This window comes from Streptomyces sp. NPDC006208, assembly GCF_040613775.1.
Lineage (GTDB): Bacteria > Actinomycetota > Actinomycetes > Streptomycetales > Streptomycetaceae > Streptomyces.
In genome coordinates, this window is sequence record NZ_JBEXSW010000029.1 from 94,802 (window position 1) to 117,434 (window position 22,633).

The 22,633-nt window shown below is 70.7% G+C and carries 19 protein-coding genes; 8 read left to right on the top strand and 11 right to left on the bottom strand.

Features of this window, described 5'->3' with window-relative positions; genetic code table 11:
- Window positions 1-172 precede the first annotated feature (172 nt).
- The 3 genes from ABZ208_RS23775 to ABZ208_RS23785 all read left to right on the top strand — a co-directional run bounded on the left by ABZ208_RS23775 (window position 173) and on the right by ABZ208_RS23785 (window position 3,435).
- Window positions 173-1,285 carry a substrate-binding domain-containing protein gene (locus tag ABZ208_RS23775; protein ID WP_356911464.1) on the top strand — a complete coding sequence of 371 codons (1,113 nt, stop codon included), beginning with the start codon at window positions 173-175 and terminating at the stop codon, window positions 1,283-1,285.
- A 69-nt stretch (window positions 1,286-1,354) separates the two neighbouring features.
- Window positions 1,355-2,149 carry an ATP-binding cassette domain-containing protein gene (locus ABZ208_RS23780; RefSeq protein ID WP_356911465.1) on the top strand — a complete coding sequence of 265 codons (795 nt, stop codon included), beginning with the start codon at window positions 1,355-1,357 and terminating at the stop codon, window positions 2,147-2,149.
- Between the two features lie 131 nt (window positions 2,150-2,280).
- Window positions 2,281-3,435 (top strand): sugar ABC transporter permease, encoded by a 1,155-nt coding sequence (locus tag ABZ208_RS23785; RefSeq protein ID WP_356911484.1) that lies wholly within the window; start codon window positions 2,281-2,283, stop codon window positions 3,433-3,435.
- A 665-nt stretch (window positions 3,436-4,100) separates the two neighbouring features.
- Here the strand turns inward: ABZ208_RS23785 and ABZ208_RS23790 are convergent.
- On the bottom strand, window positions 4,101-6,599 hold the full coding sequence (locus ABZ208_RS23790) for a WD40 repeat domain-containing protein (RefSeq protein WP_356911466.1): 2,499 nt from the start codon (window positions 6,597-6,599) through the stop codon (window positions 4,101-4,103).
- A gap of 754 nt (window positions 6,600-7,353) precedes the next feature.
- Window positions 7,354-8,094 carry an NIPSNAP family protein gene (locus tag ABZ208_RS23795; protein WP_356911467.1) on the bottom strand — a complete coding sequence of 247 codons (741 nt, stop codon included), beginning with the start codon at window positions 8,092-8,094 and terminating at the stop codon, window positions 7,354-7,356.
- Between the two features lie 127 nt (window positions 8,095-8,221).
- On the opposite strand from ABZ208_RS23795, the gene ABZ208_RS23800 reads away from it, so the two are divergent.
- Together ABZ208_RS23800 and ABZ208_RS23805 are read left to right on the top strand one after the other, a co-directional pair.
- Entirely contained in the window at window positions 8,222-9,217 is a 996-nt protein-coding gene (locus tag ABZ208_RS23800; RefSeq protein ID WP_356911468.1) for a WYL domain-containing protein, read from the top strand.
- Complete coding sequence (locus tag ABZ208_RS23805; protein ID WP_356911469.1) at window positions 9,196-9,396, top strand: hypothetical protein; 201 nt, start codon at window positions 9,196-9,198, stop codon at window positions 9,394-9,396. Before ABZ208_RS23800 ends, ABZ208_RS23805 begins: the two co-directional genes overlap by 22 nt.
- Window positions 9,397-9,449: 53 nt before the next feature.
- On the opposite strand, the gene ABZ208_RS23810 is transcribed toward ABZ208_RS23805, so the two are convergent.
- Together ABZ208_RS23810 and ABZ208_RS23815 are read right to left on the bottom strand one after the other, a co-directional pair.
- Window positions 9,450-9,875 (bottom strand): contact-dependent growth inhibition system immunity protein, encoded by a 426-nt coding sequence (locus ABZ208_RS23810; protein WP_356911470.1) that lies wholly within the window; start codon window positions 9,873-9,875, stop codon window positions 9,450-9,452.
- A gap of 242 nt (window positions 9,876-10,117) precedes the next feature.
- Window positions 10,118-11,308, bottom strand: a complete 1,191-nt coding sequence (locus ABZ208_RS23815) for an FAD-dependent oxidoreductase (RefSeq protein WP_356911471.1) — start codon at window positions 11,306-11,308, stop codon at window positions 10,118-10,120.
- 74 nt (window positions 11,309-11,382) lie between these two features.
- Between ABZ208_RS23815 and ABZ208_RS23820 the strand changes: the two genes are divergently transcribed.
- Entirely contained in the window at window positions 11,383-11,955 is a 573-nt protein-coding gene (locus ABZ208_RS23820; protein ID WP_356911472.1) for a TetR family transcriptional regulator, read from the top strand.
- A gap of 124 nt (window positions 11,956-12,079) precedes the next feature.
- Here ABZ208_RS23820 and ABZ208_RS23825 read toward each other — a convergent pair whose 3' ends face one another.
- Complete coding sequence (locus ABZ208_RS23825; RefSeq protein WP_356911473.1) at window positions 12,080-12,565, bottom strand: hypothetical protein; 486 nt, start codon at window positions 12,563-12,565, stop codon at window positions 12,080-12,082.
- 341 nt (window positions 12,566-12,906) lie between these two features.
- On the opposite strand from ABZ208_RS23825, the gene ABZ208_RS23830 reads away from it, so the two are divergent.
- Window positions 12,907-14,091, top strand: coding sequence for a cytochrome P450 (locus ABZ208_RS23830; RefSeq protein ID WP_356911474.1), 1,185 nt, complete (start codon window positions 12,907-12,909; stop codon window positions 14,089-14,091).
- A 125-nt stretch (window positions 14,092-14,216) separates the two neighbouring features.
- On the opposite strand, the gene ABZ208_RS23835 is transcribed toward ABZ208_RS23830, so the two are convergent.
- From ABZ208_RS23835 to ABZ208_RS23845, 3 genes are all read right to left on the bottom strand, one after another.
- A complete protein-coding gene (locus ABZ208_RS23835) occupies window positions 14,217-14,762 on the bottom strand; it encodes a hypothetical protein (RefSeq protein WP_356911475.1) in 546 nt (181 codons plus the stop codon).
- Window positions 14,763-15,130: 368 nt separating this feature from the next.
- Window positions 15,131-15,322, bottom strand: a complete 192-nt coding sequence (locus tag ABZ208_RS23840) for a DUF6381 family protein (RefSeq protein WP_356911476.1) — start codon at window positions 15,320-15,322, stop codon at window positions 15,131-15,133.
- Window positions 15,323-15,407: 85 nt separating this feature from the next.
- Window positions 15,408-16,409, bottom strand: coding sequence for a LysR family transcriptional regulator (locus ABZ208_RS23845; RefSeq protein WP_356911477.1), 1,002 nt, complete (start codon window positions 16,407-16,409; stop codon window positions 15,408-15,410).
- Window positions 16,410-16,959: 550 nt separating this feature from the next.
- Here ABZ208_RS23845 and ABZ208_RS23850 point away from each other — a divergent pair.
- Entirely contained in the window at window positions 16,960-17,364 is a 405-nt protein-coding gene (locus tag ABZ208_RS23850) for a RidA family protein (protein ID WP_356911478.1), read from the top strand.
- Window positions 17,365-17,603: 239 nt separating this feature from the next.
- On the opposite strand, the gene ABZ208_RS23855 is transcribed toward ABZ208_RS23850, so the two are convergent.
- The 3 genes from ABZ208_RS23855 to ABZ208_RS23865 form a co-directional block, all read right to left on the bottom strand.
- Window positions 17,604-18,080 carry a hypothetical protein gene (locus ABZ208_RS23855; protein ID WP_356911479.1) on the bottom strand — a complete coding sequence of 159 codons (477 nt, stop codon included), beginning with the start codon at window positions 18,078-18,080 and terminating at the stop codon, window positions 17,604-17,606.
- 147 nt (window positions 18,081-18,227) lie between these two features.
- On the bottom strand, window positions 18,228-19,310 hold the full coding sequence (locus tag ABZ208_RS23860) for an extracellular solute-binding protein (RefSeq protein WP_356911485.1): 1,083 nt from the start codon (window positions 19,308-19,310) through the stop codon (window positions 18,228-18,230).
- Between the two features lie 196 nt (window positions 19,311-19,506).
- Window positions 19,507-22,215, bottom strand: a complete 2,709-nt coding sequence (locus tag ABZ208_RS23865) for a SpoIIE family protein phosphatase (protein WP_356911480.1) — start codon at window positions 22,213-22,215, stop codon at window positions 19,507-19,509.
- Between the last annotated feature and the right edge of the window lie 418 nt (window positions 22,216-22,633).

Below are 22,633 nucleotides of genomic sequence, written 5' to 3' on the forward strand. Positions count from 1 at the left end.
CACCGCAGGCCGCAGGCGGCGCCGGGACCCGTGGTGCTGGGCTTGATCACCCTGTCGGCGCGCGAGGGCCGCCGCATCGTCCGGCCGCCACTGCTTGAGAATTTCCCATACATTGGGGTCTATGCCGGTTCGGCTCCAGACGGTGGACAGTCTCCGGAGACGTGGCAGGAAGATGTCTCGGACGAAGAAGTGTCCGGGCCGCACTGCCGTCGCCGTGGCAGCGGGATGCGCGCTCGCCGTTCTTACCGCCTGCGGCGGCGAGGCAGGCGAGGACGCGGGCGGGGGAACCTCCGGCAGCGACGGTTTCACGGTCGGCCTGCTGCTCCCGGACACCCACACTGCTCGCTGGGCGACCGCGGACAAACCTCTCATCGTGAAGAGGGTCAAGGAACTGTGCCCCGATTGCAGGGTGACTCACGCCTACGCCTCGGCGGACGTGGCCACTCAGCAGCAGCAGATCGAGTCCATGATCGCGGACGGTGCCAAGGTCCTGATCCTTGACCCCGTCGACGACAAGGCACTCCGCTCCTCGATCACCAGAGCCCGCGACGCAGACGTCCCGGTGGTCTCCTACGACCGCCTCGCCGAGGGCCCCGTCTCGGCCTACTCCAGCTACGACTCGGAGGAGATCGGCAGGATCCAGGCCGAGCAGCTCCTCAAGGCGATGGGCCCCAAGGCGCGTGGCGGCCAGATCGTGATGATGAACGGTGACCCCACCGACCCCAACACAAGAGACCTGATGAAAGGCGCGCTCTCGGTTCTCGAGGGCAAGGTGAAGATCGCCAGGTCGTACTACACCGCCGAGTGGATTCCGGAGAACGCCTTCAGGAACATGTCGGCCGCCATCGCCGAGCTGGGCGCGAACCGTATCGACGGCGTCCTGTCGGCCAACGACGGGCTCGCGGGCGGCGTGGTCACCGCGCTCAAAGCCGCCGGCAGCGAACCTCTGCCCCCCGTCACCGGTCAGGATGCCGACCTCTCGGCCGTGCGGCGGATCGTCAAGGGCGAGCAGTACGTCACCGTCTACAAGTCCTTCGAGGCAGAAGCCGCGGCCGCCGCCGAGATGGCCGTCGCGCTGGGCCGTGGCGAAAAGCTCGACACCATCGCGAAGGACCGTGTCAGCAACGACACGAACAAGGAGATCCCGGCCGTCCTGGGCCCCCTCGTCCCGGTGACCCGCGACACGGTCAAGGACACCGTCGTCAAGAGCGGTCTCTACACGGTCAGCCAGATCTGCACCCCTGCGCTCGAAGCAGCTTGCCGGAATGCCGGACTCATCGAATAGGCGCCTGACGCCGCCCCTCCCGCAACGCCGTGCCACTTCGTCTGCGGCCGGACGGGACGGGCGAAGGAGGTGGTTCACGTGCCGAACGCACCCATGCTGGCACTCCGCGGAATCTCCAAGCGGTTCGGCGCCGTCTGGGCGCTCACGGACGTCGAGCTGGAGATCCACGCCGGGGAGGTCGTCGCGCTGGTGGGCGACAACGGTGCGGGCAAGTCCACCCTCGTCAAGGTGATCACCGGCGTCGCCCCCGCCGACGAGGGCGTCATCAAGTGGGACGGCCGTCCCGTCCGGATCTCCCGCCCCCGCGACGCCCAGGGCCTGGGCATCGCAGGTGTCTACCAGGACCTCGCGCTGTGCGAAACCCTCGATGTCGTCGGCAATCTCTTCCTCGGCCATGAGATCGGCAGGACCGGAGTCCTGGACGAGGTGTCCATGGAGCGCCGTGCCCGTGAAATGGAACTGCTGGACACCCTTTCCATACGCATCCCCAGCGTCCGCGTCCCCGTCGCCTCTCTCTCCGCGGGCCAGCGCCAGACGGTCGCGATCGCGCGCGCTCTGCTGAACGAGCCCAGGATGCTCATCCTCGACGAGCCGACGGCTGCTCTGGGCGTCACACAGACCACCCACTTCCTCGACCTGATCGACCGGATGCGGGAACGGGGGGTCGGCGTTCTCCTCGTCAGCCACAACCTGGGGGACGTCAAGGCCATCGCGGACCAGGTGGCGGTGCTCCATCTCGGTCGCAACAACGGCTTCTTCAGCGTGCCGACCACGTCCCAGGAGCAGATCGTCTCCTCGATCACCGGCGCAACCGACAACGCCGTCGCCCATCGCAGGACCCGCGCGTGGGAGGGAGCGATGTGAAAAGGACACGCGCCTCCGCGAACCTCGATCCCACCGGGGCGGGTGGCGGACCTGCCTCCGCCGCGCCCGAGGCCGTCGACCAGCACCGGACGGCGGGTGACAGGGGCTTCAGGAGCTACGCCGGCGATTTCATCGCCAAACTGCGCAGCGGCGAACTCGGATCACTTCCCGGCATCATCCTCGTCATCCTGCTCTGGGCCATTTTCCAGGGTCTTCACCCGCAGTTCCTTTCACCCCGCAACCTGTCCAACCTCAGCGTGGACATCGTCGGCACGGGCATGATCGCCCTCGGCATCGCCTTCGTGCTGCTGATAGGCCAGGTGGATCTGTCGGTCGCCTCGGTCAGCGGGTTCACGGCGGCGGTGTTCGCCGTGCTGAACGTGAACAACGGCGTGCCGGAGTGGCTGGCGATCGTCGCCGCCCTGCTCGCCGGAGCGGCGATCGGCGCCGTACAGGGCTTCTTCTCGGCAAGGATCGGCATACCGGCGTTCGTCGTCACATTGGCCGGACTGCTGGCCTGGAACGGCCTCATGCTCTACATCCTGGGTGCGAGCGGCACCATCAACCTCCACGAGGAGGGTCTGGTCCACGCACTGACCACGTACTACTTCCACGACCCGGCAGTCGCGTACGGGCTGGCCGCACTCAGCGTGGCCGCGTTCCTCCTCATGTCCTACCGGGACACACGCCGCCGCAGGGCCTTCGGCGTGCTGTCCCGGCCGCTCAGCGTCATCGCCGTGCGCACCGGCGCCGTGGCGCTGGTCGCGTTCGCCGCCGCCTACGTGCTGAACCGGTTCGAGGGTCTGCCGCTCGCCGTTCTGATCTTTCTGCTGTTCGTCGTCGTCCTGGACTTCGTCCTTCGCCGGACGTTCTACGGACGGAAGATCTACTCCATCGGCGGAGGCGCCGAGGCCGCCCGTCGCGCCGGGATCAGTGTGGTGTGGCTGCGGATCTCCGCGTTCATGATGTCCGGGACACTGGCCGCTGTCGGCGGGCTCTTCCTGGCCTCACGCGTCGCCGCGGTGGGCCAGACCTCGGGCTCCGTCATCCTGCTGATCAACGCCGTCGCCGCGGCCGTCATCGGCGGTGTCAGCCTGTTCGGCGGCCGGGGCACGACCTGGTCCGTTGTGCTCGGCATGCTGGTCATCCAGTCGATCGCGTCGGGCATGGTCCTTCTGGGCATCCCCACGCCCATGCAATCCGTGATCACCGGCGGTGTGCTCCTCGCCGCCGTGGCCCTCGACTCGCTGTCACGCCTCTCGCAGAAGGCCCACGGCAGGGCTTGACCGCGCAGGCGCCCGGACAGGGTCCATGAACCGCGGGGCGGTCCCCCACAGGGGCATATCGTCGGATCACGAGGGTGGTCATCGTTGTGCGCGAGTTCGACAAGCCGGGGTCGGCACTCGGCCGCGTTTCGGCACCTCGACAGCCGCGTCCACCGCGTCCACCGCGTCCACCGCGTGCACGCGGCGCCTGCCGGTCCCGGGAATCCGTCCGTCCCCGGTCCACGGACCTGCGGCAAGGACACGTTCGCCATGGAAGCGACCACCTGGAAGCTCTTCCGAGCAGCCCGGTCCGTCGTGGTACGGCCCGGAGGGCACGGATCGCATCCGCGGACCGAGGGCGGCGCTGCTGTCACTCCGCGATGGGCAACACGCTGGAGGCGGTACCGATCCGTCGCGCCGTGCTGCGCAGCAGTGGCACAGCACATGCAAGGGTCTCCGCTCGGCTCCGTGACGGACCTCGACCGACGCGACGCAGCCTGCCGCCACCGTCGCAGCGGGCGGTGCGACGGTGGCCGGCGGGGACAGCGCACGGCAGTGCCGTCGGTGATGCGTTCGTCGGAGCCCGGCCGGCCGTGTCCCGCGGGCCCACTCGTACTGCGAGACAGTGCCGACGAGGAACGACGCCTTGTCGGCACCGGTGGAAGGGCCGGCCCGGCTGGTGCAGGTCAGCCGTTGTCGCGAGTGAGCACAACCACGTCGTCGCCCATCCCTATGACGAGGTCCGGCCCGACGGCCGCCACGCACTGGGCTCGCGCCGGTAGTTCGACCTTCTCCCGGAGCCGGACTTCGGCGAGTTCCCAGACGTACACCGTGCCGCCGTTGTCGAGGGTGATGGCGTCCGTGCGGCCGTCCCGCGTGGTACACGCCACCGCCAGCACCCCCGAGGCGTGCCCGGGGAGGGTGGCCCGCAGGGTGCCGTCCGCGAGATCCCAAACCTGTACGACGGTGTCGTTCCCGCCTACGGTCAGGGCGTGCGGGCGGCCGTCGATGACGGTGTGTGCGAGCGTGCGGATCGAGTGGTGCCCGGTGTGCACGGTGGCGATGATGCGCCGACTCCTGGCGGTGAACCTCCACACCCGCAGCGCGGCGTCATCGCTCCCTGTGACCAGGTGGGGGCGGCCGTCGATGGCGACGGACTCCATGCCGCGCACCGCCGAACGGGTGCGGTCGGAGAGGAACGGACGGCCGGTGTCGTCCTCCAGGTCCCACACCCGCACCGTGCGGTCCTGGTCGCAGGTGACCACGTGCGGACGGCCGTTGACGTCGGCCCACGCCAACGTCTCCACCCGCTGGTTGTGTCCGGGCAGGCTCCGTATCCCGGTCCCGGCGGCAAGGTCCCACACCCGGACGTCGCCGCAGCAGGCCCCGGTCACTGCGTGAGGGCGGTCGTCCACCGTCGCGCACGCCAGCACCTCCACCCTGTGCTGGTTGGGAAGGGTGAGTCGTTCCGTCCCGTCGGCAAGGTCCCATACCCGCACCGTGGTGTCCCCGCCGGTTACGGCGTGCGGGCGGCCCTCGATCGTCACCGCCTGCACGGCCTCCACGGTTCCGGTGTGCCCCTTCCGCGCGACAGGCAGGAGGGCGTCACACAGATCCCATACACGGGGGCGCGAGGAATGCCCGCCGCTCACCGCGTAGGGGCGGCCCTCGACCGCCGCGCAGGCCAGCACGTCCACATAACCGTCGTGTCCGGTCAGGACCGCGCGCTGCGAGTCGTCGGTCAGGTCCCATAGCCGGACCGTGCGGTCGCCACCGGTGGTCAGCGCGTGCGGGCGGCCGTCCAGGCTGACGCAGTTCACCGCGGAGATCCACGAGGTGTGCCCGCTCAGCAGGGCGCGCTCCGAACCGTCGGTGAGGCACCACACCCGTGCCGTGAGCTCCCCGCCGCTCCCGGTGACGGCATGGGGAACACCGTCGATCACCGTACAGGCCACCGAGTAGACGGCGGACGTGTGGCCGGTGAGCACGGCATGTTCGACACCGTCCTCCAGGTCCCAGACCCGCACGGTGTTGTCATAACCCCCCGTCACGGCCACGGGGCGGCCGCCGACTTCGGCGAAGGCCACCGCCCGTACCTCGTCGGTATGGCCGGACATCCGGGCATGCTCCGAACCGTCGACCAGATCCCACATCCGGACGAGGCAGTCCTCGCCCGCCGTGACCGCGTACGGCCGACCGTCGATCACCGTACAGCCCACCGCGCGTACCCAGCCCTTGTGTCCGCCGAGGGCCATTCGCACGGTCCCGGTGTTCAGGTCCCACACCCGTACACCGCCGGAACAGGTCCCGGTCACCACGTGGGGGCGCCCGTCGATCTCGACGCAGTCCAGCGCATAGACGCCGTCGTCCTCGGTGATCACGAGGTGTTCGGTACCGTCCACCAGGTCCCACACGCGGACGTTCGAGTCGTAGCAGCCGGTCACCGCGTGGGGCCGTCCGCCGATGACAGCGCAGGCGGCGGTGTTCACGCCCCGTCCCGCCTTGGTGAGGCGCAGGGCGAGGTGGACCATCGACCCGGTGGCCCAGCGTGGCCGCAACGGTCGGAAGCGGGACAGCTCCCGGGCGAGGCCGAGCTCGCCGTGGCGGGCGGCGTCGACGGCGAGGATGTCCCGCCTCTCCGACAGGCCGACGGTGGCATGGACGTCTGCCGAGGCTCGGTAGACGCTCCGCCGCATCTGCCCCTCGGCCGAGCCGGGGGCGTTGCAGGCGCGCAGAAGTCCGCCGGGGTCGGCGTGCACCAGGTACTCGGCATCCTCCAGCAGCTCGTCCAGGACACCGCCCGCGCCTGCGTGCGTGGCGAGGTGCCGGACGATGTACGGGGCGGCAGCCGACCAGTCGCGGCGCCCGGTGCCGCCGTCCGCGGGCACCTCGGCCAGCAGCGCGGCAGTGATTGCCCGTTGCGTCTCCTGCTCGCCGGCCCGATCTCCTCGGTCGCGCAGCCGCTGGGCCTCCGACGGGTCTCGGAGCCGGTAATCGCAGGCCGTCGGCGTCACCGTCTCGTCCAGGCGCCCACCCCACCGGTCCCGGACCACACTCACGTCCTGAGTCGTCCACGGGTGACCTGACAGGGCGCGGGCCAGCACCGCCCACAAGGCCGGAGGCAGACCGGTGCCCTCCGCGAAGGCCAAGGGCCGCAACAGCGCCGACAGGTCGTCCGCCCCCACCGTGCACTCATCAGATCCGCTCCCCACCGTCACCACACGCTCCTCGCCGGTCCACCCGTCCGACCCGATCGCACGGCGGCGGGTCACTTCCTGTCCGCGGACCCTACCGACGGCCACCGACACCGGCGGCGCTCATGCCCCGACCAGCCATGTGACTCCGGCTCGCACGCTCGTCGGGCCGGGTCCACCGAATCTCTGCAGCCCGGTCCCCTCCGCCGGTTCGCGCTGCGCACAGGGTCTGTCAAACGCGAATGCGGGACACCTCGTCGCCATGGACCTCCCCACGTGGGGGTCGGCTCCGTACGGGTAACGCATTCCCGAATGGTGCGGATGCTTGTACGCAGCGCCGCGGAGAGTTGGTCACGCAGCTCGTCGGGGAGCTTCCCGGCTCCGAGCGCGCACGCGTCCACGATGGCTCGGCATTTCTTCTGCTGTACATGTCCGGCAGCCCGCGCGCGTGGCGGTCGGCCGGCTGCCTCCCAAGGTCTCGAACCTCAGGCGACCCGGGCCGCGCAGGGCTACCTCCACGAGGGAGAGGGGGAGAGTCGCCTGGAGCAGGTCGCACCGATTGCTCCTCGAGTAACGGCCGTTCGCTCGTAATCGGGTCCAGAGCGCGCGCCCGCCTGGCACCGATTGGGGAGCCACTTGGCCCAGAAGCGCGTCGGTTCGTTCACGAGAACTGACAGCACCGGGCCTCCCTCACACGTCGGTCCTGGTGACCCTGGTCCGTCTCTCCGGGTTGTCAGCTGAGGAGTCAGGAGATGAGCGAGCGGCCGGTAGGCGTCAGCCGGAGTTCCCGGGGTGCCGCTGTCTGTTCTCGCTCGATGGCCGGCAGGAGCTCGCCCCGTGTCAGGGGATGGGCCTGCATGTCGGTGAGATGTCGACGGTGCGCGCTCTCGTCGGGGTACGAGGTGAAGATCACGGCGACGTTCTCGCCGGAGCGGACCGGCAGCCTGGGGAACGTATTGTGCGCGTGGTTGGTGGTCAGGAAGGCGAATGGCGCGGGCCCCGTCTCCAGGAGCACGGGAAGGAGTCCGTCCCGGATCAGCGCGATGCCGTCATGTCGTCCGGGAGGGAAGGACCACACGGTGCCGGCCACGTACCGGTCCGGCGCAGGAGCTCCGACTGGGGGCCGCCCGGCGGAGGAGATGGTGGATCCGCTCCCGGTCGGCACAGGGCGCAGGAGGAGGACATTGTCGGAGTCGATCATCGTGTCGTTCGCCTGGGGACCGTGCTCGGCCCAGACGGGGCCACCGTAGAAGTCCGTGAGCCCGCGATGGCGCGTCGTCATGTCCCGGAATCCGCGCAACCAGACGAAGCGGTCCGGGTCGTCGAGGTCCCGGAACTGGCCGAGCACGATCATCCCCACTTCTTCCTGGGGTTCGACGAACTCACAGTCGAACAGCTCGATGAGCTCGTCGCGCCGGCCCGGACGCAGCGTGTACTGGCGAAGCTCGATCACGGCAGGCAGGTCGACGAGGTCGGTCGGTGGCACGGCAGGACTCCTGTTCGGTGCTCTCCGGGTACGGGATCGCGGCTCGTTCGCCCTGAGCGGGGACGCGGACCGACGGTAGGCGAGCCGTGTGACAGGGGTTGTCAGGGTTTCCGAGGAGAATGCATCCATGTCTGCCAGTCGACTGCTGTCGGTGCTTCTGCTGCTCCAGTCCCGTGGCCGCATGTCCGCGCCAGCGATCGCCGAGGAGCTGGGGGTGTCCGTGCGGACTGCGTACCGTGACCTGACGCGCTTGCAGGCTGCCGGGGTTCCGGTCTACGCAGAGCAGGGCCGCGGGGGCGGCTATCAGCTGCTCGACGGCTACCGCACCCGGCTGACCGGGATGAGTGAGGGCGAGGCGCGGGCACTGTTCTTCGCCGGACTGCCCGGACCCGCCGCGGACCTGGGGCTCGCGGCCGAGGTGACGGCAGCGCGGCTGAAGCTGCTCGCCGCGCTACCCATAGGACTACGGGAAGAGGCGGCGCGGACCGCGGCGGTCTTCCACCTGGACGCTCCCGGCTGGTATCGAGAAGCCGAACAGACGCCGCATCTACCCCTGTTCGTCGACGCGGTGCTCACCCGGCGTGCGGTGGACGTACGCTACCGCCGCTGGCGGGCCCCGCAGGAGGTGAACCGCCGCCTCCGCTCCTACGGACTTGTCCTCAAATCCGGTACCTGGTACCTCGTGGCCGCTACGGAGAGGGGGATCGCGACCTACCGCGTCGCCCAAGTCCTCGACGCGGTACTGAGCAACGAGGTGTTCGAACGGCCGGGTGACTTCGACCTGGGCACCTACTGGGCCTCCTACCTCGACGACTTCCAGGCACGCCGCTACACCGGTACAGCCACCATCCGTCTGTCCCCTCGGGGACGCCGGCGCCTGCCCGACAACGTCCCCCCGGAGGTGGTGCGGGCGGTCGAATCCACAGCGACCGCCGTCGGCGACAACGGATGGCTCGAGGCGGTCATCCCGACCGAGAGCACCGAACACGCCTGCGGCGAGCTGCTGCGGCTCGGTATCGACGTCGAGGTCATCGCACCGGCGGAACTGCGCCAGGCCATGGCAGACACCGTAGGGGCTCTCGCCCGAGCCTACGAATCGCCGTGGGCACCCCGGTGGTCCTGACTCGGACCGTCGTCTCCTGGGGAGCCCTCTGGCGCGCTGACGAGTACCTCGCTCTCACCGTGCCCGCCATCGGCAGTCGACTGAGCGTCAGTCGACTGCGGCTGACCTCGCGTCATGTCTGGCAACCGCTCGTTCTTCGCTCCACGCTGCGGGTGGGCGGCGTGGTCGGAGAAGCGTGACGGCATTGAGGGAAGAACCGGCTTGCGAACCCCTCGCCGGCATCTTGATCAGGTCAGCCAGGTGATCCGGGCCGCGCGACGAAGCGGGTGAGTTCCTCGGCGGCGCCGCGCGGCAGTTCGGCGACTGCCGCCTCCGGCAGAGTCGTGATCACGGCGCGCAGCCGCGCGGCGAGGTCCGGCAGCAGGGCCCAGGCCGAGGCCGGGGCTTCGACCGCCGCCAGCAGCAGATCCCCCTCGTAGAAGTATGCGTCCAGCAGCGGCTTCTCGAGCAGCAAGTGCACCGCGAGTGGCAGGACGTACGGCAGGGCCACCCGCTGCGAGACGAGCGTGCGCAGATCGGCCGGGCGGAGTTCGCTCAGCGGCACGCACCGCAACTCATGCACCTTGCGGACCAGGTGGGTTGCGTCGACGGCCGGGGCCGTCCAGCGGGGCGGGTCCAGCTCGTCGAGGGTGCGGTCGAGGTGCAGCAGGCGGTTCATGGGTTCATTCTCGGCCCTGAACCGGCAGGGTCCGCTGCGCCGGCCGCCGCCCAAGGCGGCAAGTGGCCACAGCGGACCGGCGAAGGTCAAAGTGGCACAGGTAGGCCCCGCGTCGTCCGGTGCCGTGCATCGTGAGGCAGAGGTCCGGTCGAGTACTGGACGTCACTGGGCGGTGCGACGACGAAGCGAGGTGCGGCGCGCGCCAGGCGGGACTTTGACGAAAGAACCTGGCGGGTCCCCTGCTACCCGGGGAGGCGGAAGCCGTTGAACAGGTCGTCCATGCCGCGCAGGGCCAGGCGGGCAGGGGTGGCACGGACCGCGAGGTCGCGGGCCGCCACCGCGAGCGGGTTACGGAGGGCGCCCAGGCGGCCGACCCGGCGGGCGCGGACACGCACGGCGTCGGTGCGGTCGCGGCGGGCGGCGGTGTACGCGGCGAGGGCGGCCGGGGTGGAGTCTGAGCTGTCACCGCTGTCACCACTGTCTCCGGCGGGCAGCAGGTGGGCGAGGACCACCGCGTCCTCGATGGCTTGGCAGCCGCCCTGCGCGAGGTTGGGGGCCATGGCGTGGGCTGCGTCGCCAAGCCAGGCGATCCGGCCGTGGTGCAGACGTGGGAGCGGGGCCGCCAGATCGTAGAGGTCGTTCCGGAGGACGTCGGCGGGTTCGAGGCGACCGACGCGGTCCAGCAGGGCCGGAATCGGGTCGTGCCACGAGCCGAAGCGATGGCGGAGTTCGGCGCGGTGGTCGGCTGACCGGGTGCCGGCCGGGACGACCGCGGTGGCGTAGAGGTACAACCGGCCGTCGGAGAGCGGGGTCACGCCGAACCGCTCGCCCCGTCCCCAGGTCTCGCTCATGGCCGGTATCCGGAGGTCCGGGGCGTCCACGATCGTCCGCCAGGCGGTCTCGCCGATGTAGTGCAGGCCGGGGTGCGCGGGGAAATACGCGCGGCGCAGCGGGCTGTGGATGCCGTCGGCGGCGACGACCAGATCGGCGGAAAGGTCCGGGCCGACTGCCGTACGGATGGTCGGACGGCCCGCGGCGTCGTCGACGGCGGTCACGGGGGTGCCGTAACGGAGGGCCTCCGGCGGGAGGGCGGCAGCCAGGGCGGCGGTGAGGGCCGGGCGCGGGACGGCGATCGGGGGCATGCCGCAGCGGGCGGCCATGTCGGCGGTGTCGGTCCGGGTGAGCCACTGGCCGTCGGAGCGGCGTAGGCCCATCGTTGTGGGTACGGCGCTGCCGACGGCGTGGGCGGCGTCGACGTCGATGGTGCCGAGTGCGCGCAGGGCGTTGGGGGCGAGGCCGATGCCGGCGCCGGTGGTGGGGGGTTCGGGGGCGCGTTCGCAGACGGTGACGTGCCAGCCGCGGCGGTGCAGTGCGATGGCGGCCGTGAGGCCGCCTATGCCGGCCCCGACCACCACCGCGTGACGCTTCGGCATGGAACACCTCTCCATTCGGTTCAGGCATCCTCTACAGCTGTAGAGCCCTCACTCTACAGCTGTAGAGTGAGGGCATGTCCAGCCCTGACCGCCGCACCCTCATCGCGGACACCGCGATTGCCACCGTGGCCGCGGCCGGCCTGCGGGGGCTCACGCACCGCGCGATCGACACAGCGGCGGGGCTGCCCGCGGGCAGTACGTCGTACTACTTCCGCACGCGTACGGCGCTGATCGGCGCATGCTATGGGCGCATCGCCGAACTGGACCTGGACGAGATCGAGTTGAGGCAGCCGGTCTCGCGGGAGGAGGCCGCGGCCTCGCTCGGGGCGCTGCTGCACCGCTGGCTGACCACGGGCCGTGAGCGCCAACTCGCCCGCTACGAGCTCAGCCTTGAGGCTGCGCGCACGCCGGAGTTGGCGTCGGCTCTCCATCGGGCGGGCCTGGCGGCCCGCGCCCGTGTGGCCGCCGTTCTCGCGGCGCTGGGCGCCGCCCGGCCCCGGGAGGCCGCCGAGCTGCTGGTCGCCTGGACCGAAGGCCTGCTCTTCGACCGCCTCGCCGGCGCGATGGCCCGAACCCGGCCCGCGCCAGACCTGGCGGAACTCACTGCGGTCGCCCGCCGGATGCTTGACGCTGCCCTGGCCGGCTAGGGGTTGCCGTGGGCCGCCGCAGTACAGGCAGGGGCAGCAGCGGCTGCACGAGTTCCCACTCGGTATCGGACAGTTCATGGCGGTGAACCGGCTGGGGAGCGTTGGCGGTTGTTCTGCAGCCCGGTCAGCTACTGGGGTGCAGTACGGCGTTGGCCTCGACGACGAAGGCGTCGCAGGCATGCTGGGCGGTCTCACCGCGTTTGAGCATGTCGACTCTGTCGGAGGTGCGTACGATCGCACTGGTCAGTTCAAGGACCGTATTGGCCTGATCGGCGAGCTGTTGCACATCTGCCCGGCTGCTGGCGAGCCTGAGGCGGCAGGCGCTGCTGCGGGTCTCGACATAGAGCCGGTAGGACTCAGCTCGGGCGACAGCGGCTGCTTCTCCGTCAGGGTCTTCGTCATGGCGTGACCAGCGGTCGAACTGGGCGCGGCGGTAATCCTCGGCGAGGCCGATGAAATTGGCGCAGGTGTCAAACAGCCGCTCGTGCTGGAGATAGGTGTGGGCGCGTCCCTCGGCTCGGCTGGTGGCTTTTTCCTGGAAACGGTGTGCTGTCACAGAGCCGAGCAAGGTGCCTATGACGGCCAAGGCGCCGGCGATGATCCCCTCCACGTTGACAGACCACCACACCGATGGGCGGCCGCGCGAGCCGCGTTTCGGTCATTTGTACTGGTCGAAGGTGTGCAGGGAGGAGCGGGACGTGATGGAGGCCCGTTCCTCGGCCCGTACCTGCCCCTACGTGCTGGGGCTGACGGTCGAGGGAGGTTCCGGACGGGATGTGGGAGATCACCGAGCCGCTGCTGCCACTGTCGAAGGTGCGGCCACAAGGTCACACAAAGGCCCAGGTCAGCGACCACGTGGACGCTCTGGTGGTCATTGACGCTCCTGGTGGACCGTCAGTTGACGGAGGGGTAGGGCGCGCGGCCCCGGATGATCGTCCTAGGCTGCCCGCCATGGCCACCACTCTTCCTGATCCGCCCGCCCTGGTCGCTGACCCTCACGCGGCGTACGCCCGACTTCGCGAGGCCGGGCCGGTGCACCGGGTCACCGGGCCGGACGGGCTGCCGGTATGGATCGTCACCCGCTACTCCGACGTGCGGCAACTCCTGGCCGACCCGCGGCTTTCCCTGGACAAGGTGTACCGGCTTCCCGGCAACTACCGAGGCTTCTCGCTACCCCCGGCCCTCGACCGCAACCTGCTGAACATGGACCCGCCGGACCACACCCGGATCAGGCGCCTTGTCAGCAAAGCCTTTACGCCCGGCCGGGTGGAGCGGATGCGTCCGGGCGTGCAGACCTTGGCCGACCAGTTGTTGGAGGGCGTAGCCGGCCGGGGGCGCGCCGACCTTGTCGCGGAGTTCGCTGCGCCGCTGCCCATCGCCGTCATCTGCGACCTGCTGGGCGTGCCGCATGACTCCCGCCGGGACTTCCGGGCCTGGACCGATGCGTTGGTCGCCCCGGATCCTGAGAACCCCGGCGCGGCAAAGCAGGCCGTGCCCGCGATGCTGGCGTACTTCACCCAACTCATTGCCGAGAAACGGCGCACGCCGGGCAACGACCTGTTGACGGATCTGATCAACGTGCGCGACGAGGGTGACAAGCTCAGCGAGGACGAGCTGACGTCACTCGCGTTCCTCATGCTGTTCGCCGGCTACGAGAACACGGTGCAACTCATCGGCACCGCTGTGCTGGCGCTTCTGGACCACCCGGAGCAACTGGCCGCGCTCCGCGACGACCCGGCCAAGGTCGAAGGCGCAGTGGAGGAGTTCGCCCGTTACGACGGTCCGGCGCTCCTTGCCATCCGCCGTTTCCCCGTCGAAGACGTGGAGATCGACGGGGTCACGATCCCGGCCGGGGAGACGGTGATGCTGTCGCTGGCCTCCGCCAACCGTGATCCCGACCGGTTTCCCGATCCCGGCCGTCTCGATGTGGACAGGCGGGACGGTGGGCACCTGGCCCTCGGTCACGGCATCCACTACTGCGTCGGCGCCCCTCTGGCACGGCTGGAAACGCATATTGCCGTGAGTACGCTGCTGCAGCGGTTCCCCGCTCTGGCGTTGGACGTGCCTCGCGACGAGTTGAGGTGGCGGCCGTCGATGCGTGCCCGCGGACTGGTCGCGCTGCCCGTGCGGTTTTGACCACGAGTGCCGGTCGCTGAACCGGCATGCTGTTCGCGCCCCTCCCGCGGACGCTACGAGTCCCGGGCGGGGGCAGCCGCACCTCCCGGCTACCCGCGGGAGGGCCGAGGCCGCGGTGAACCCCGTCATACGGCCGCCGAGACGCCTCGCCTGGCCGCGGAGGCCACGTGGTGGCGGGTGACACGGGCGACCTCGTCCCAGAACGGCTTGGCGGTCAGATACGCGCCGAGTACGGACAGGAAGCCCAGGGAGACGTCCACGCTGAGCCGCCCCTGCTTGTCCCAGTAGACGTCGCTCAGGTCCAGCAGCAGGGCGAACTCATCCGTGATCAGAGCTGTTCCGGCGCCGTAGGCGGCCGCGACCGCGGGGTGCCCGATGGCCCGTTCGTCGCCGCGTACGGCGACCAGGCCGATGCCGGCGAGGGTGGCGATGCCGAGGTTGTAGTGGTGCAGGTGTTGGCCGCCGGCCGAGATGTTCCCCCACGGCAGCCACCCGCCCCGGATGCCGTGCGTGATCAGCCGCACCACGCCCCATGTCGTGCCGAAGGAGATCCACGTGACGATCAGCGACCGTTTCGTGGGGGTAAGGTTCCGGTCCGCCGACTCGCGCCATCGCTCGACGATCCGCGGCCTGACCCGGGTGTGCTGCCGCGAGGTGCCAGGGCGACTCACGTGGACCTCTCGCCCCGGGAGGATGCGGCAGCTGTCGTGGCAACGGCGTTCATGGAGATGGAGTACGTGCAGGAGCTCATGCCTCGGCCGCACAGGGCATTACCGCCGCGGTCGAGAGCGTGCCACACCACTCCAAGGCCGGCCTTCGCCGCCAGGGGTTCGGCGCGCATGCGGTACATCGGGCACCTCCGAACGCAGTAGTGGTCAAACCCATGAGACGGCACCGGCGCCCGAAATAACGCCCTAAACCCTCCAAATGGGCTAAATCGGCACTAGTGGGTTCCCGGCATGCTCGTGTTCCGCAGAGGTCCGGCCGGCAGCCTTCCCGTCCTGGGACGAGGGGCTGCCGGCCGGGTTCAGCGGGCCCGCTACTTCATGGGGTCCAGTCCCTGGCCACCCTTGCGGATCTCCTGCTCGCTCTGCTCCTGCATGCGGCGCGCCTTCTCCTGCAGCTTCTGGCGCTCCTGCGGGTCGGTGGCACGCTCCGCCGCTTCCTTCAGTTCCTGCGCCTTCGCGCGCATCTGCTGGGCACGGCCGCCGGATTCACCTGCAACGCTCATGATCACTCCTTGGGATCGGGGGAGAGCGGGCCCCATCAGCGAAGCAGTGTCGCCGCGAACGCGCATATCGAACGGTCACCCGCCGCTATCCGCGCAGCTCCTGGCCCTCATCACCATGCCCTCGGTGGAGCAGCTTCTCCTTCATTCCCTGGTGCGTCGTGGAAGCGGCGGGTGGACATTTCCGCACCGTTTCGGTGCGGGCAAGGGCCTCGACGAAGGCGGCGGAGGCCTCGGAAGGTGCCGAGTGGCGCTCCTGGACCACCGCGTAGACGCTGCGGTACGGGGGTTCACGCAGGCGGCGGACGGCCAGGTCGGGGCGGAGGGCCGGGAGGAGGAGAGCGGGGGCCAGGAGGACGCCGAGGCCGGCGGCCACGAATGCCTGTTTGCCGAGCCAGCCGCCGCACTGGATGTCGATGCGTGGCGTGAACCCGGCGCGGGCGCAGGCTGCGGCGAGGGCGGAGGCGGAGCCCGCGTAGTCCTCGACCCAGGCCTCGTCGGCCAGTTCGGCGAGGTCGAGGTCCCCGGCGTCCGGGTCCGGGTTCGCCAGGCGGTGGCTGCTCGGCAGCGCGCACAGCAGCTCGTCGTCCAGTAGGTGGGTCGCGTGCAGGCCCTCGCGCGCCGGCAGGCCCGGCGGGTAGTCGGTGAGGACGGCGACGTCGAGTTCGCCGTCGAGGAGGCGGGGCAGCAGACGCGGGGAGACGTCCTCGGTGAACTCGACGCGTACGGCAGGGCGTTCGGCCGCGAAGGCGGCCAGGGCCTCGGGGAGCAGCGCCGCCGAGGCCGAGGGCACGGCGCCGACGCGGATACGGGCCGCCGCCGTGCCGTACCGGGCGACCGCCGTGACCTCCCGCTCCGCGCGGTCGAACTGGGCGAGGATCGCCGTCGCGTGCTCCAGCAGCGCGGCGCCCGCGGGTGTGGGGCGTACGCCGCGCGCGTGGCGGTGGAGGAGGGAGGAGCGCAAGTGCGTCTCCAGAGAGGCGATCTGGCGGGAGAGCGCGGACTGCGTGTACCCCAGCGCCTGGGCCGCGGAGCTGATCGAGCCCCGGCGGCACACCTCGGAGAACGAGCGGAGCGCGGTGACGTCCATGCCCGGCAGCCTAGGCTCTGTCCGGGGCGATCTTCGAGGATCAGTCTGCGGCGTCAGATGCGTGAGGTCTCCCCGGGCCCGCCAGGGTCGAGGTGTGGGGTCTCCGCGGGCCCGCCAGGGTCGAGGTGTGGGGTCTCCGCGGGCCCGCCAGGGTCGAGGTGTGGGGTCTCCCCAGGCCCGCCGGGCCGAGGCATGGGGCCTCCCCGGGCCCGCCAGGGTCGAGGCATGGGGCCTCCCCGGGCCCGCCAGGGTCGAGGTGTGGGGTCTCCCCAGGCCCGCCGGGCCGAGGTGTGGGGTCTCCCCAGGCCGCCAGGGTCGAGGGGACGCATCGCAAGGCGTTTGGGGTACCGCCCGGCCGGAGGCCGGGGGAGATCGCCTTCGTACTGGACGTACTTGGGCGACTGCGACAACACGGCGAAGTGCCGCAGCTGTCGTCGCGGGCCCGACAAGATCGCCCGGACAGGGCCTAGTTGGCCTATGCGTGCCACGCATGGGTCCTCTGCGAGACATGCGCTGGTGCGATGGGTGGAGGCAGATGAGGATGGCGGGCATGAACGAGAAAGCAGAGATCACCCACATCCCCGAGCCCGAGGGCGTCGTTCCCGGCAACGGCTACACCAACGTCGTGACCGGCACCGGCAGGCTGGTCGCGGTCGCCGGGCAGATCGCCCTCGACAGCGACGGCAAGCTCGTGGGCGAGGGGGACCCCGAGGCGCAGGCCCGGCAGATCTTCGAGAACCTGCGGCGCTGCCTCGCTGCGGCGGGCGTCGGCTTCGACGAGGTCATCAAGCTCACGTACTTCCTCACCGACATCGCGCATCTGCCCGCAGTCCGTAAGGTGCGCGACGAGTTCGTGGACACCTCCCGCCCGCCGGCCAGCAGCGCCGTGCAGGTCGCCGGGCTGTTCCGGCCCGACCTGCTGCTGGAGATCGAGGCGTTCGCGGTCGCTCCGTAGGCCCGGTCCAGAACCGCCCAGGGGTGCTTGTCCCGGCCTGTGCCGCTCCGGGCCGGGGTCTTCGTGGAGTTCAGGGCTGGTCGCCTTGAGATGAGACCGGCCGGCGGCGTTCGCGCAACGGTCTCCGTGGCCGTTGTGCGAACGCCACCTTCAGGCTCGTCCGGGACACCTCGATCGAGTGCGCCGGGTGATCTGCGTTCCGGACGGCCGGGCCAGGACAAGGGGTTCGGAATCGGCTGTCAGACCGTCCTCGGCTGCACGCGCGCGTTGTCGATGTACAGGCGCAGCGCACCGTCCACCGGACACCGCAGGCCGACCGACAGGCGGCGGACCCGGCCGTCCGCGGCAAGCGTGTACGCGACGGCCACCTGAAACACGTCGTGTCCCGCAGGACACCCGACCATGTCCGCCGGCGTGAGCAGGCCCCCGGCCGAGCCTGGGAACGGAGTGCCGGACGGCACGAGCTCCCACATGGAGGCACCGGGGTACACATCTCCGTCCTGCACGCCGAGCGGCAGGCAGCAGCCCACGCAGTGGCACTCGCCCGCGGCCACTTCGAACTGATCCCAATCGCAGTACCGGCACACGATGGGCACGGTCACGATCTGCCCGTCCGGCTCCCCGACGCCGCCCCGGCTCAGCAGCGATACCAGGCAGCTGTCTCCCGTCGCCGCCTCGCCCACCGGTCCGGTACTCCACACGTCTCCGCCTTCCACGGCAGGATCCTTGCACGGCCCCGTGTGCAGCAACTCCGCGGTGGCCCGGGCACCTTCTCAGGTGGTTCGGGCGCGACCATGTGGTGCTGCCGGTCGCGGGAGACGGGTGGCGCACCTTCACCATGCAGAGCATCGGGCGCGACGTGTTCAGCCTCCCACGGCCTTCGCCCAGCCCCGGTCGACCGTCGCCCTCGCCTTCTCCAGTTGCGCGTCCGTGGGGAACTGGGGCTCGCCCTCGACCGTCGGCAGTCTTGCCGCGGCGGTCTCGTCGAGGGTGCCGTCCTCGCGCATGGTCTCCATCAGCACCGGACGGGCGAAGCCCTTGAGCCGGAGGTTCTGGCCCGCCGCGCTGAAGAGGTACTCCTGCCACAGGCGGGCAGCCGCCGGGTGCGGGGCGTTCCTGTTGACGGCCAGGGCGTAGTACTGGGCGAAGCTGCCGTCGAAGGGGATCGCGACCCGCCAGTCCACGCCCTTGGTGCGGAACCGTTCGGCGTAGTCGAGGTTGACGTAGTCCCAGTCGATGCTGATGGGGGTCCTGCCGGTCTCGACCGCGGTCGAGGTGGACTCGACGGGATTGAAGTTGCCTCGGTCGTTGAGCTCGGCGAAGAAGTCGAGACCGGGGCGGATGTCGTCGAACGACCCCCCGTTCGCGAGGGCGGCCGCGTAGACGCCGGCGAAGGCGGTGCTGGAACGGGTGGGGTCGCCGTCGAGCGAGACCTTCCCCTTGTACCGGGGGTCCAGCAGATCGGCGAAGGTCCGGGGGCAGGGCGTGACGCGGCCGGCGTCGCAGCCGATGGAGATGTAGCCGCCGTAGTTGTTGTACCAGCGGGCCTTGCCGTCCTTCTGGTTGTCCGGGATCGAGTCGTACGCGGCGACCCGGTACGGCGCCAGCAGGTTCTGCCGGGCCGCTGTCCGCGCGAATGTGTCCCCCACGTCGATGACGTCGGGGGCGTTGGCGCTTCTACCGCTCTTCTTGATGGCGTCGATCTCGTCCTGGCTGGAGCCCTGGGGATCGTCGACCGTGACCTCGATCCCGTACTTCTTCTCGAAGCCGTCGATCAGACCGCCGTAGTTGGCCCAGTCGCGGGGAAGCGCGATCGCGTTGAGCGCACCCTCGTTCTTCGCCGCGGCGATCAGCACGCCCATGCCCCCCGCGTCCTCTGCGGAGGTGGCGACCGCCGGCTTCACGGGCGTGGCCTTCGGCGTCTCGGTGCAGCCGCTCAGGAGCAGGAGGGTGAGGCAGCCTGCGACGGCCGCTGTTCGGACACGAGGTGCAGTCACTATTGCTCCAGGACACAGGGGGTCAGGAACGAGCAAGGTCGGGAGCCGACCGCCCCGGCCGGGGGAGCGGCGGTGGGCCGGAAACCGTGACCGGACCTGTGGGGCGTGCCGGGCGAGTGTTCGTACGGCGACTTCGCGATGCCCCTCACCGTGCCCCGCCGTCCTGCTCCCGGCCCTCGCCGGAAAGCGGTTCCTCCTCGTCGAGCAGGATCTCGGCGAGTCCTTCCACCGACGGGCCGGCGCCGCCGTGGAGGGGCAGTTCGGCCCAGATGACCTTGCCGGTGGGCGTGTAGCGGGTGCCCCAGCGATCGGTGAACCGGGCCACCAGGAAGAGTCCGCGGCCACCCTCGTCGGTGACCTTGGCCCGCCGCAGTCGTGGCGAGGTGCTGCTGCCGTCGGAGACCTCGCAGATCAGCGCCCGGTCGCGGAGGAGCCGGACGGTGATGGGATCGGTGCCGTAGTGGATGGCGTTGGTGATCAGCTCGCTGAGGACGAGTTCGGCGGCGAAGTCGACCTGCCCGAGGCCCCATTGGTGGAGCCGGCGGACGCAGGCGGCGCGGACCGGGGCGACCGCCGCCGGGTCGCGGGGCACCTGCCATTCGGCGATCCGGGTGAGGTCGAGCCGGTGCGTGCGGGCGACCAGCAGTGCGATGTCGTCCCGGGGCCGGTCGGGCATCATGGCCTCGACGACCGCGGCGCAGGTGGCCTCCGGGGAGCGGCCGGGCCCGGCCAGCGCGTCGCGCAGGGCCGCCAGGCCGACGTCCAGGTCGCGGTCCCGGTCCTCGATCAGCCCGTCGGTGTAGAGGACCAGCCGGGACCCCTCGGGCACGGTCAGCTCGGCGCTCTCGCTGGGCAGTCCGGCCCCGAGGCCCAGCGGCGGGGAGATCGGCAGCTGGGGGAAGTCCACGGTCCCGTCGGGGTGGACCACCGCCGGTCCGGGATGGCCGGCGGTGGCGACCGCCAGCTGCCCGGAGGCGGGATCGTAGACGGCGTACAGGCAGGTCGCGCCGGTGATCCCCTGACCTTCCCCGTCGGCGGCGCCCTCGTCGTTGTCGATCTGGGCCACCAGATCGTCAACCCGGCCCAGCAGTTCCTCCGGCGGGATGTCCAGGACGGAGAAGTTGTGCACGGCGGTGCGCAGTCGGCCCATGGTGGCGGCCGCGTGCAGGCCGTGACCCACGACGTCACCGACGACCAGCGCGACCCGGGCACCGGACAGCGGGATGATGTCGAACCAGTCGCCGCCCACCCCGGCCCGGGCGGGAAGATAGCGGTAGGCCACATCCAGGGCCGTCTGCTCGGGCACCCGGCTGGGCAGCAGACTGCGCTGCAGCGTGACGGCCATGGTGTGCTCGCGGGTGTAGCGGCGGGCGTTGTCGATGCACACCGCCGCCCGGGCGCCCAGCTCCTCGGCGAAGGACACGTCCTCCTCCTCGAACGGCGGGGAGGCGTTCGCCCGCCAGTAGTGGGCCGTTCCGAGCACCACTCCCCGGGCGCGCAGCGGGACCACGATCAGGGAGTGGATGCCGTGGTCCAGGACCCGGCGGGCGCGGTCGGGGTCCTGGGCCCGCCAGCCCTCGGAGGCGCTCAGGTCCTCCACCAGGACCGCTCGGCCGTCGGCCGCGCCCGCGGCCATGGGGTGGGCGGCGACGAAGCGGATCAGCTTGCCGGCCGGGTAGAGGAGGTGGTCCCCCTCCAGGCCGACGACGGCGGTGCGGCGCATCTCGGTGCTCACGCCGGAGGGCTCCTCGCCGTGCAGGACCGGGTCCAGGAGCTCGACGGTGACGACGTCGGCGAAGCGGGGGACCGCGACCTCCGCGAGTTCCTGGGCGGTGCGCGTGACATCCAGGGTGGTCCCGATCCGCACTCCGGCGTCGTAGAGCAGTTGCAGCCGCTGGCGGGCGGTCTCGGCCCGGCCGGAGAGGGCCTGCAGCTCGGTGGTGTCCCGCAGCGTCACCACCCTGCTCGCCGGTCCCTGGGAAGCGGTGAACCGCTTGTTGACGGCGAGGAGCCGGTCAGCCGCCAGGTGCACCTCGTCGGTGGCCGGGCGATCGGATGTGAGCAGATCGGCGAGGTCGGCGTTCTGCCCCAGCGCGCTCACGTGGCGGTGTTCCGCGTCCTTCGGCAGGTCCAGCAGGCGGCGGGCCTCGTCGTTGGCCAGCAGCAGCCGGCCGTCGCCCCCGATGATCAGAACTCCCTCCCGTACGGCGTGGAGGACCGCGTCGTGGTGCTCGTACATCCGGGTCATCTCGGCCGGGCCCAGGCCGTGGGTCTGCCTCTGGAGGCGACGGCTCACCAGTGCCGACCCGCCCGCGGCGAGGGCGAGTGACCCGGCCGCAACCCCGAAAAGCACCGGCAGTTGCTGGTTCACCCTGTCTTGCACCTTTCCCACCGTGACGACGGAGGAGACGATGGCGACGACCGAACCGCCGGTGTCCTTGACGGGGACGGCCGAGATCACGGAAAGCCCCAGGGCCCCATGGAAGGTTCTGGTGAACGACTTTCCCGCTGCCGCTTCCGCGTAGGGGCCGATGACGTGCTTCCCGATCTGGTTCGGGTCGCTGTGGGTGAGGGCGATCCCGTCCTGCCGGTAGACGATGATGGCGTCGACGCCGGCGGCCCTGCGGACCGCCTCGGCGCTCGGCTGCAGCGCCGCGGAGGGGTCGGTACTCTCCAATGCCGCCAGGAGCCCTGGTGATTTCGCGAACGTCTGGGCCGCGGTGAGCGTCCGGTGCCGGGCCTCCGCCATGCTGTCGCGGCGCGCCTGTACGACGAGGGCCACCAGCGCGGCGGCGACGACCAGCACCACGACCGTCAGTTGCAGGAGGAACACCTGGCCGGCGAGGCTGCGCACGCTCAGCAGCGAACGCAGGCGCCGCAGCCACCGTCGCGCGCTCCGCCGGCCGGGCGGCACGCCGGGCTCCGGGTCCTGCTGCTCCTGACGGCCGTGTCCCGGACGGTCCGGCCGGCCGGGCGCATGATCACTCCCGGGCGACTTCGGCGATCCACGCCTGATTCGCCCAAAAAATTCCTGCATAGAACATTTCTATCGTTTTCGGCTACCGATCACGGGACGATCTGGGTGAGGGCCGGTCGCGGTGGAGCCGCCGGGCGTTTCGGCCTGCCGCGCCCGGACGGGCGTGCGGCCTTCAAAGTCGGACGCCGCGAGTCGGGCGCGCGGTGTGGTCCGGTCCCGCAACCCCCAACGGGGAAGCGGCTGTTCGCGCCGCCCGCCGCCCGCCGCCCGCCGCCCGCCGCCCGCCGCCCGCCGC